This window comes from Acetomicrobium sp. S15 = DSM 107314 (assembly GCF_016125955.1).
Taxonomy (GTDB): domain Bacteria; phylum Synergistota; class Synergistia; order Synergistales; family Thermosynergistaceae; genus Thermosynergistes; species Thermosynergistes pyruvativorans.
Map to the genome: position 1 here is coordinate 59,770 of NZ_JADEVE010000244.1, position 8,783 is coordinate 68,552.

General features: G+C 49.4%; 13 protein-coding genes, 1 tRNA gene and 1 other RNA gene. 7 read left to right on the forward strand and 8 right to left on the reverse strand.

Translation table 11 applies throughout. The annotated features are described in order from the left end of the window. Positions 1-2 precede the first annotated feature (2 nt). The gene (tgt, locus tag EZM41_RS07015) at positions 3-1,121 is read left to right on the forward strand and encodes a tRNA guanosine(34) transglycosylase Tgt (protein ID WP_198470412.1); all 1,119 of its coding nucleotides are present in this window, start codon (positions 3-5) and stop codon (positions 1,119-1,121) included. Next, positions 1,118-2,116 (forward strand): L-threonylcarbamoyladenylate synthase, encoded by a 999-nt coding sequence (locus EZM41_RS07020; protein ID WP_198470413.1) that lies wholly within the window; start codon positions 1,118-1,120, stop codon positions 2,114-2,116. Before tgt ends, EZM41_RS07020 begins: the two co-directional genes overlap by 4 nt. Before the next feature lie 16 nt (positions 2,117-2,132). Here the strand turns inward: EZM41_RS07020 and EZM41_RS13680 are convergent, their stop codons facing one another. Beyond that, positions 2,133-2,513: a cupin domain-containing protein gene (locus EZM41_RS13680; RefSeq protein ID WP_198470414.1), complete on the reverse strand. Its 381-nt coding sequence runs from the start codon at positions 2,511-2,513 to the stop codon at positions 2,133-2,135. 181 nt (positions 2,514-2,694) lie between these two features. On the opposite strand from EZM41_RS13680, the gene EZM41_RS07030 reads away from it, so the two are divergent. The 4 genes from EZM41_RS07030 (at position 2,695) to EZM41_RS07045 (ending at position 4,948) form a co-directional block, all read left to right on the forward strand. Then, a tRNA-Pro gene (locus EZM41_RS07030) sits at positions 2,695-2,773 on the forward strand. 27 nt (positions 2,774-2,800) lie between these two features. Next, positions 2,801-3,265 (forward strand): SsrA-binding protein SmpB, encoded by a 465-nt coding sequence (smpB, locus tag EZM41_RS07035; protein ID WP_198470415.1) that lies wholly within the window; start codon positions 2,801-2,803, stop codon positions 3,263-3,265. 4 nt (positions 3,266-3,269) lie between these two features. Continuing rightward, positions 3,270-3,626, forward strand: a transfer-messenger RNA (tmRNA) gene (ssrA, locus tag EZM41_RS07040). A 179-nt stretch (positions 3,627-3,805) separates the two neighbouring features. Continuing rightward, positions 3,806-4,948: a tyrosine-type recombinase/integrase gene (locus EZM41_RS07045; RefSeq protein ID WP_342449257.1), complete on the forward strand. Its 1,143-nt coding sequence runs from the start codon at positions 3,806-3,808 to the stop codon at positions 4,946-4,948. Positions 4,949-4,973: 25 nt separating this feature from the next. Here the strand turns inward: EZM41_RS07045 and EZM41_RS07050 are convergent, their stop codons facing one another. The 7 genes from EZM41_RS07050 to EZM41_RS07080 all read right to left on the reverse strand — a co-directional run bounded on the left by EZM41_RS07050 (position 4,974) and on the right by EZM41_RS07080 (position 8,525). Beyond that, positions 4,974-5,438 (reverse strand): protein-export chaperone SecB, encoded by a 465-nt coding sequence (locus tag EZM41_RS07050; protein WP_198470417.1) that lies wholly within the window; start codon positions 5,436-5,438, stop codon positions 4,974-4,976. Continuing rightward, the gene (locus tag EZM41_RS07055) at positions 5,435-6,007 is read right to left on the reverse strand and encodes a toxin-antitoxin system HicB family antitoxin (protein WP_198470418.1); all 573 of its coding nucleotides are present in this window, start codon (positions 6,005-6,007) and stop codon (positions 5,435-5,437) included. Before EZM41_RS07055 ends, EZM41_RS07050 begins: the two co-directional genes overlap by 4 nt. Positions 6,008-6,036: 29 nt before the next feature. Further along, positions 6,037-6,354, reverse strand: a complete 318-nt coding sequence (locus tag EZM41_RS07060) for a hypothetical protein (RefSeq protein WP_198470419.1) — start codon at positions 6,352-6,354, stop codon at positions 6,037-6,039. A gap of 72 nt (positions 6,355-6,426) precedes the next feature. After that, positions 6,427-6,609: a hypothetical protein gene (locus EZM41_RS07065; RefSeq protein ID WP_198470420.1), complete on the reverse strand. Its 183-nt coding sequence runs from the start codon at positions 6,607-6,609 to the stop codon at positions 6,427-6,429. Positions 6,610-6,792: 183 nt separating this feature from the next. Beyond that, a complete protein-coding gene (locus tag EZM41_RS07070) occupies positions 6,793-7,131 on the reverse strand; it encodes an FxLYD domain-containing protein (protein WP_198470421.1) in 339 nt (112 codons plus the stop codon). Between the two features lie 27 nt (positions 7,132-7,158). After that, positions 7,159-7,755: a hypothetical protein gene (locus EZM41_RS07075; RefSeq protein ID WP_198470422.1), complete on the reverse strand. Its 597-nt coding sequence runs from the start codon at positions 7,753-7,755 to the stop codon at positions 7,159-7,161. 86 nt (positions 7,756-7,841) lie between these two features. Next, positions 7,842-8,525 (reverse strand): LexA family protein, encoded by a 684-nt coding sequence (locus tag EZM41_RS07080; RefSeq protein WP_198470423.1) that lies wholly within the window; start codon positions 8,523-8,525, stop codon positions 7,842-7,844. Positions 8,526-8,686: 161 nt separating this feature from the next. Between EZM41_RS07080 and EZM41_RS14700 the strand changes: the two genes are divergently transcribed. Then, positions 8,687-8,783: helix-turn-helix domain-containing protein (locus EZM41_RS14700; protein ID WP_198468930.1), on the forward strand; the 97-nt coding region annotated here is incomplete at its 3' end.

Sequence of the window (8,783 nt, forward strand, 5' to 3'; positions counted from 1 at the left end):
CCTTGTCCGTTTTTAAGGTAATAGCGAGATGCGAAGAGACTGGCGCCAGGGCCGGTGAACTTTATACTCCCCATGGCGTCGTTGAAACGCCCGCCTTCATGCCCGTGGGCACTCGGGCTGCCGTCAAGACGATGTCGCCCCATGAGCTCGAATTCTTGGGCGTTCAGATGGTTTTGGGTAATACCTACCACCTCTACCTCCGTCCTGGCGTTGACGTGGTAGAGAGAGCCGGCGGCCTTCACCGCTTCATGGGTTGGAGAGGGGGCGTATTGACGGATAGCGGCGGATTTCAGGTTTTCTCCCTTGCTCCCTTTCGTCGCGTGACGGATGAGGGCGTGGAGTTTCAGTCGCACCTGGACGGCAGCCGCCATTTTCTCACCCCTGAAGCCGTAGTTTCCATTCAAGAGCGAATAGGGAGCGATGTAGCCATATGTTTGGACGAGTGCGTTCCCTATCCTGCTACCTATGACGTCTCTCGGAAGGCCGTAGATCGCACGATAGATTGGGCTGTAAGGAGCAAAGCCGCGCATGTCAAGCGTGATCAACTGCTCTTTGCCGTCGTTCAGGGGTCGCTCTTCGAGGAACAGAGGAGGCGTTGCGCTGAGGAGCTTTTGGCGATGGATTTTCCAGGCTATGCGATAGGCGGGCTATCCGTAGGGGAGCCCCATGAAGACATGTACGGCGTCTTGGACCTCTTAAACGGCATCCTGCCGCAGGATAAGCCGCGCTATCTCATGGGCGTCGGCCTTCCCGAAAACATTTTAGCAGCCATATCGCTGGGGGTGGACATGTTCGACTGCGTCCTTCCGACGAGAAATGGGCGCCATGGCTCTGTTTTTACCTCAAAAGGGCGGATTAACGCCAACGCGAGCTACTTCGCCTGCGATTTTTCCCCACTCGACGCAGATTGCGATTGCTATGTCTGCCGACACTTCACCCGCGCATACATCAGGCATCTCCTCAAGGCTGGGGAGGTCTTGGGGGTCAGACTTTGCACCTGGCACAACCTGCACTTTTTTGCCGATCTCGTGCGGAAGGCCAGGAGGGCGATAATAGATGGACGTTTTATGGAGTTCAAGAGGCGCTTCGAGGACGAGTTAAAAGAGGAGTTATCCTCATGAAGCCTCTTATTCTGACGGTGGACAGGTGGAACCCAGACCCTTCTGCTATAAAACGAGCCGCCTCCGTTTTGGCTGATGGCGGGCTTGTGGCTTTTCCTACCGAGACGGTCTACGGTCTCGGTGCTGATGCACTCTTGGGCGAGGCCGTGGCCAAAATATTCGCTGCCAAAGGGCGCCCTGCCGACAATCCGTTGATTGTCCACGTGGTCTCACCGGAAGATGTCGACAGAATAGCTTTCGTCGACGAGCGGGCCGCGCGGCTGATGAAGCTCTTCTGGCCTGGTCCGTTGACGCTCGTTTTGGTGGCCAAGGAGGGTGTGCCTTCGATAACGCGGGCTGGCCTTTCGACGGTGGCTGTGCGCATGCCGTCTCATCCCGTAGCACTCGCTCTGATAGAGGAAGCTCGTTGTCCGGTGGCTGCGCCGAGCGCCAATAGGAGCGGTCGCCCTAGCCCTACCAACGCTCAGACCGTCGTGGACGACCTCAACGGCGCGGTTGACGTGGTCATAGATGCCGGTCCTACCGACGTAGGTGTGGAATCGACGGTAGTGGATGCCACCGGACCCACCCTCGTCCTGCTTCGTCCAGGCGGCCTTCCGGTGGAGGAGTTAATCGCTGTTGAGGATGTCGTCCTGCCTCAGGGAGAAGAGATAAAGAGGCGCTCTCCCGGGACGCGCCACCGCCACTATGCTCCGAGCGTGCCTTTAGTCCTCTGGGGAGAAGACGACAGGGCGTGGAGGGAGATCTTGTCCCAAAACACGGCGGTAGGATATGTGGGGATCAGGAAACCCCCTGTAGCCGTCGCCGTAGAGGTGCGCTTTGGAAGCATCGAGGGTTATGCCAGGGGGCTTTTCAGCGCGCTGCGTTACCTGGAAAAGCGTCATGTAGATATAATTGTGGCCGATTGGCCGGAAGAAAAGGGCCTTGGACTCGCACTGAGAGACAGACTGCGCCGCGCCTCGGCTATGGAAGAGGACGATCTTCCCCTCCCATAGCCTTCTATCGTATGGCCTACATCTCGACTTCGGCGTGCGGATCCCCCTCGCGCGGGACTATGCAAATAAAGCGCAACTCTCCTCCCCCGGCGTTTTCGAACATGTGCTCCATCCCGCCAGGCACGTGGGCCCAGCACCCTTTTTCGAATAGGTATACCGACTCGCCTATGTGAGCGCGCCCATGTCCGTCGATGACGAGTATGTAGTGAGGCCACGGGTGGCTATGCATTGCAATTTGTCTCTTCGGGGGAAGCGTGAAAAATCGCATCACGTAGCCTTCCCAAAACCTCTTCGGCCCGAAGACGATCCTCTTACTCGCTCCCTCAGCCATGTCGGATATATCGATGGGCTTGAGGTCTTCTAATTTGCCGCTGTATATCTCGTTGCCGTTAGACACTACACTCACCCCCTCACATATTTTTACCATGGAAACCTCATCTTAGCCAAGTACTTTTTTGGGTCTTTAGTCCTTACTATTGGGTCTTAGGTCTTAGCCACCGGGGATCGAAGCGCCTTTTAGGGGTTCGGCTCGTCGGCTTTGACTGAAGATAAAGGCAGTGTTATAATATGCATCGGTTCGGGGCGTAGCGCAGTCTGGTTTAGCGCGCCTGGTTCGGGACTAGGAGGTCGGAGGTTCGAATCCTCTCGCCCCGACCAAAGGCTTGAGGGCGGAGGTTTGCATGAGTGCCCAACAAGGTGGTAGCCAGAAACCGAAAGGCGATTCATGATTATTTTATCTTAGAGACGTACGAAGCTGGGATTGTGCTTACTGGCACGGAGATCAAGTCCGTGCGCGAGGGGCGCGTTAACTTGAGAGATGGTTACGCTAAAATCGAGGGCGGAGAGCTGTGGCTTTACAACATCCATATATCGCCCTATGAACGCGGGAGCTTTTACAATCACGATCCCTTGCGCCCGCGGAAGTTGCTCCTCCGGAAAGAGGAGATAAGGCGTTTGCTGGGCAAAACCAAGGAAAAAGGGCTCACGCTGGTGCCTCTTTCTGTGTACATCAAGGATAACCGTTGGGCTAAAGTGGAGATCGCCCTCGCTAAGGGGAAGAAGCAATACGATAAGCGTGCGGCCATAGCCGAGAGAGACGCCCAGAGGGCCATGGAGCGAGCGCGCCGCGTCGCCGTTAGAAATGAGTGAGTTTGGGGGCGTACGGTCTCGACGGCAGGTTGGAGGGCCGCGTGGGTGCGGGCCGAGGTGCCGTAACCTCGTAAAACAGCGGCAACAAAAATAAGTGCCGACGACACGTTTGCACTCGCTGCTTAAGTAGTAAGCAGCACATCCTTAGCGCTTTCGCCGCTTGGGCGCCAAGGATGTCACACAGAGCGGCTTACCTGGCTCCTTAACGCCTCCTAAGGGCCGGGGACACCTCAAGGGGGCTGGAAGGAGGGGCTTTGTCCCCGATAGCCTCTCCTTCGAGATCGCCATCGGGGACTACGCCCGTAGGGCCCGTGCGGTTGGCCCCTGTTGGACCGGGGTTCGATTCCCCGCGCCTCCACCAGAGCACATCAGCCGTAGGTTGGGTAAGTAACAAAAACCCAGTCTACGGCTGATTTTATTAGATTTGACGGTTTCATAAAATCTCATTAAAATACGGTCAATATCAGGTAGTTGGTGGGCACCAATTCGGGCACATCTCAGGTAACCTCGGAATGTGCCCACAAATGGAGGGAAATGCCTGTGTTGACCGATATTCAAGTGCGAAGATTGGCACCTAAGGAAAAACGATATTCGGTCCTGGACGATCGCGGCCTTTACTTGGAAATCTTCCCTAACGGTAACAAATACTGGCGCCTCCGCAAGCGCATCGGTAAAAAGGACGCGAAACGTTCTCTGGGAAAATATCCGGATATTTCTCTTAGGGACGCCAGGCGCATGAGGGATCGGATGATTATAGAGCTTGAGGCTGAAGCTGACGGTGTGCCTTTGTGCGAAACCTTTGATAAAGTCGCCGAGGAATGGCTCGAAAAACGTGTTGTGCCCATACGCACCTATGGGCACATTAGGACAGTTAGGTCCCGATTGGATAGATTGATACTTCCCTATATTGGAGACATTCCCATCAACGACATTTCAGCGCCGGATCTTCTTTCCATCGTCCGCAGGATCGAGAACAGGGGGCAGATTGAAACGGCACACAGGGTCCTCCAGATCTGTGGTCAAATTATAAGGTATGCAATTGCAACCGGACGGGCCGACCATGACCCCTCCGGAGATCTCCGTGGCGCCGTTATACCAAAAAAGAACGTTCATTACCCCACTATAACGGATCCCCAAAAGATTGGAGCTCTTCTGAGGGCCATGGATGCCATCAACGGTTCTCCAATTATCAGAGCCGCCCTGAGATTCCAAGCCTATACTTTCGTTCGTCCTGGCGAGCTCAGGAGGGCAGAGTGGTCAGAAATCGACATTAAGGAAGCCCTCTGGAAAATCCCAGCGGAAAAAATGAAGATGCGGCGGCTTCATCTGGTTCCACTTTCACGACAAGTTCTCGAGATCCTCGATGAGCTCCGCAATCTTACGGGGAAATCTCCCTTTCTTTTCCCGTCTTCCCGAAACTTGGGACGCCCAATGTCTGATGCCACCGTCAACGCTGTGATCCGCCGCATGGGTTATTCTCAGCAGGAGTTTACCGGCCATGGCTTTAGGGGTATGGCTTCAACAATTCTGCACGAACATAAATGGCCTTCAGCCGTGATAGAGCGACAACTGGCCCACGCTGAGAAAAACACCGTCAGCGCAGCCTATAATCACGCGGAATACATAGAAGAACGGACAAAGATGATGCAGTGGTGGGCGGACTGGTTGGATGAGCAGAAATGATCGAGGTGGAAATAATTTCAGGCGTTCAATCTGTTTTTTGTAAAGCAGCTTCTGCATCTTCAGGCAAAAATTGAGTTGTTGGTAGGATGAATGGCCTGTAGGGTCCTGTTGCTGTGAAAGTTCGGATATGCTCTCTTGCTGCACTATAGAGGATAGAAGAGCCGTTGACATAGAGAATCTTATGGAATTCTTTCCTTGTTTCTTCAGACTCAATCGCAGGATAAACAGGAGCATAAAAAATACCAAACATAATCATGTTAAAAAAATATGGGTAGGTTTTCGGGTCCGCTCCCTCTCTTACGTCTAATGACAGATAAAGATGCCATTTCTTTTTATCATCCCCAACAGGTAACATTGATACTTTAACATCGATATCAGGCACCTCGAAATTCTCAGGCGAAAATTCGGGGTTAGCCTTGAGCATTGAAAAAATTATGAAGTTGTGCAACAGAGCAAAAGGGAGATCTGGCTTACGGTGTTCTTTTTTCATGCTATATTCTGAAGTTTTCCGGAGTTTTTGGCATCCGAATACCATTGCGAGACTGTCTTTTTGGCAATGTCATTGTTTATAGCATGCTCGACTCCAATGTGATGAATAACATGCATCTCGTTCCAAGTTGTTTCTTGAAAGCATTCTTTGAAAGCAGCCTTAACTATTTCTTTGATTTTATCCATATCCATTACGTTGGATCCAGATAAGGCTAACGAGAGCAGTATGTTGATTAAGCTGTTGATGCTTGCATTTTCGCGTTTTGCTTTTTCTGCTAACATCCGGTGAAGAAATTTCGGCATACGAAGAGCAAAGTGACCGCTATACTCTTCATCCGCTTCCTCAGGCTCTGGTATTGGGAGCCCTTCTTTAAGCCAGCGCGAAAAAGAGTCCTTCTTCAATTCGTCTAACATTGCTCTTGCTTCCTCGAATGTTTCACCATATGCATTCATCGACGCTCTTCCCAAAATAGGGATCGTAATGATAACTCCCCCACCTTCTTCTTCGGGAACTTCTATGACTTCAAGTGGATAATTCAATTTCATGTAATACTCTAAGTTCTTTTCCAAGGCTATCCCCTCCATAAACATCTTGGTGCCTATTTATTCCCCTTTATTTCTTCTATTTCTCGAATGTATCTCATCGCCTTACAGATATATTTTAGATACCAATTCTGGACTTTGTTCTTGTGCTTAACAATGACCAGATCTCCGCTGGGATGGAAATCTCTTGGGAAATTATTAGGAAACAATTTGAAGGCCTCTTTCAACAAAGGATGTTGAAAAACGAAATGACTCCCTCCTCTATCACTCACCTTAACGAATCCAGCCTTTAAAAGAAAATTCTCTACAACGTCGTATCGCTCTTCTGCTTTTGAAGACTGCCATTTTTCCAATAGCTCGTTAGCATCAGCCACAGATACGCCTCCACTTTCAGTGTAATATTATATGTGATATTAGCAATTTTGTAAATACTCATTTTTTATCCTTCACCCGCTTTGTGTGGATATCAGGGAAGTCGCGGCAGGTATTGCCGAGCCGAGGGCCTCCGGTACCAGCTGCTCGACCCCCCGTTCGGTCTGGATCGACACGAACCATTTACCGCCCGACTGACTGACAAAAGTATAAAGGCGTTTAATCGCAGGCTCTGGTGCGCCGAAATGAACGGCCAAAAAATAACCCCCTTTGGACTTTATGTTGAGGGCACTCCTCAACGTCCGCCGGGGGAAGATACCTTTCATTTACAGGCCTTAGCCTGCAAGATATATTTTAGCAATCTTTCCCTCAGTGTCAAGAACTTTTAGCCTAAGGAGGATGCCCTGTTTATTTGTATGGAACCGCCTTCTTAATGAAGACTATATGCCGACCTCGAATTGCAGCTTGAAGCGCGAGATCTCGGATATCTGCTTCATGGAAATGCCATTAAAACTGCGGGTTTGGCCGTCCTCAAAATTGTTTATAACGATATCTACGACGTCGAGCAACTTTTCATTGGCATCGTAAACGCTGAGCTTAAAGGAGGCCATGGTATAGCTTGTTCCGGAATTGTTTGTAACTTCGCCGATAAATTCAGTCCCCAAATCGTTTACAGTATAGCTGACGTTTTTAAGCGGGAATTTATCCTCAGCGAAAGCTGATCCATATGTGAAGCTGAGAGCTAAAACCATCAACAAACAAAGAGCTACCTTTCTCATGGCAAACCCCCCTCTTGGCTTGACAGCTTACTTTAAGCGAATTTTATCAAGTTTAACGCGTTTTAATACCCCGTAGTGGATATTGTAATTATCGGCGATCCTGTAAATATTCCCTGGATCGCTACCGGCATGTTTTTCTGCCAACCCCTCCCAATTAACTTTATTTGCTATCTCCTTTGTAATGCCAATTTTAACAACAGGTTCCAGCTCGGTATTACCATACTGATCTGTCATTTTGGCTTGCGCAAATACCGTTACCCATTCTACTTTATCATTTTGGAAAAGCATGCTGTTTATCAGTATTGTCGTGCCTCCGGCTTTCTTTACCAAGTCTGTTTCGTCCCACACATCTCCCATTTCGTACCATATGTTAATAATCTTCTGCCCTGGCTTGGCAGCATGATCGGTAATTTCTATCTTTGTAATCTTTTCTGCAAAATTAGAATCTTTCCAAAGTGGATCTATAGACGGTTTCTGCGATAGGGCAGCCCTAATATTTTCTTCTGTTACTTCTGCTGATGGCCAATCTATTTTCTTCTTTTTCCCAAACCAACCATAAGATGTATCCGTATAGATCATAATAATAATTAGGCATAACAGTAATACCTTTGTTTCTCTTTTCATTTCCCTGCCCTCCTTTTTATATACCCCTTCTGGGCTTGTTTATGACGTACATAATCTTCCATATCTTCCATTTTTATAATGCCCTATTATATACCTTTTTTAGGCGATCCTTGATAGGCTATTACTTTCCCCAGATATCTATACCATCCGCAATCGACATCTTCAGGCGTAATTTTGATATCAGGGTATTCGGGATTTGCAGCCTTAAGGATAATGGAGCCGTCTCTTTGGGCGTAAAACCATCGGATCATCCATCTCTGATGCGCTCCGTAACATGCCAAGACAACATCTCCATCTATCGGTTCTTCTTCTGGAGCGACTACGATGATATCGCCATCATATATTCTCGCTGCGGCCATCGAATCACCTTCTACCCTGCAGGCAAACATGCCATTTGTGCGAATCGGCCCAAGGGCGTCGACGTCCACCGCCAATCTCCCCTCAATCGTGTCGTCCGGGAATTCATATCCGTTGCCCATCCCACAGCAAGCCCTCGTTACGTCGGAAAGCAGTGGGACCAAAATAATGTTGTGATTGGTAGGGGCAGCTTCGTTAGGTTTTCTTTCCTCCAAAAGATAATCGGGAAGGAATTCTGTAACTGAAAGCCCTAAAGCATTTGCTAATTTAATAGCGCGTTCTCCTGTTGGAGAATACTTCCCTCTTTCCCAATCATAAATAGCTGACCGTGATACTCCTATTATTGCCGCAAGCTCAGATTGTGTAAGATTTTTAGCCTTCCTTGCTTTGCGAATTTCATCTCCAGTCAGCATATTTCTCGCCCTCATTTGGGAATGTTTAGTTAAGACTACCTTAAGTGGGCAATAAGTCAATAATAGTCAGATATGCAAAAAATGCTTATACCACTTGACACTCCTCCCAAACAGATATATATTTTCATAGTACAGTTAGCATCTGAAGGGGGGTAAACAAGGTGGGATACGGAGAAGTTATACGCTCAGCACGCAAGCGTAAGCACCTTACACAAGAACAACTTGCAGAAAAGATATGTGTATCGCGGTCAGCAATAT

Excerpts from the sequence above, each read along its gene's own strand:
- EZM41_RS07075 (WP_198470422.1), bottom strand. The coding sequence starts at position 7,755 with ATGAAAAGAGAAACAAAGGTATTACTGTTATGCCTAATTATTATTATG.
- EZM41_RS07080 (WP_198470423.1), bottom strand. The coding sequence starts at position 8,525 with ATGCTGACTGGAGATGAAATTCGCAAAGCAAGGAAGGCTAAAAATCTT.
- EZM41_RS07070 (WP_198470421.1), bottom strand. The coding sequence starts at position 7,131 with ATGAGAAAGGTAGCTCTTTGTTTGTTGATGGTTTTAGCTCTCAGCTTC.
- EZM41_RS07020 (WP_198470413.1), top strand. The coding sequence starts at position 1,118 with ATGAAGCCTCTTATTCTGACGGTGGACAGGTGGAACCCAGACCCTTCT.
- EZM41_RS07050 (WP_198470417.1), bottom strand. The coding sequence starts at position 5,438 with ATGAAAAAAGAACACCGTAAGCCAGATCTCCCTTTTGCTCTGTTGCAC.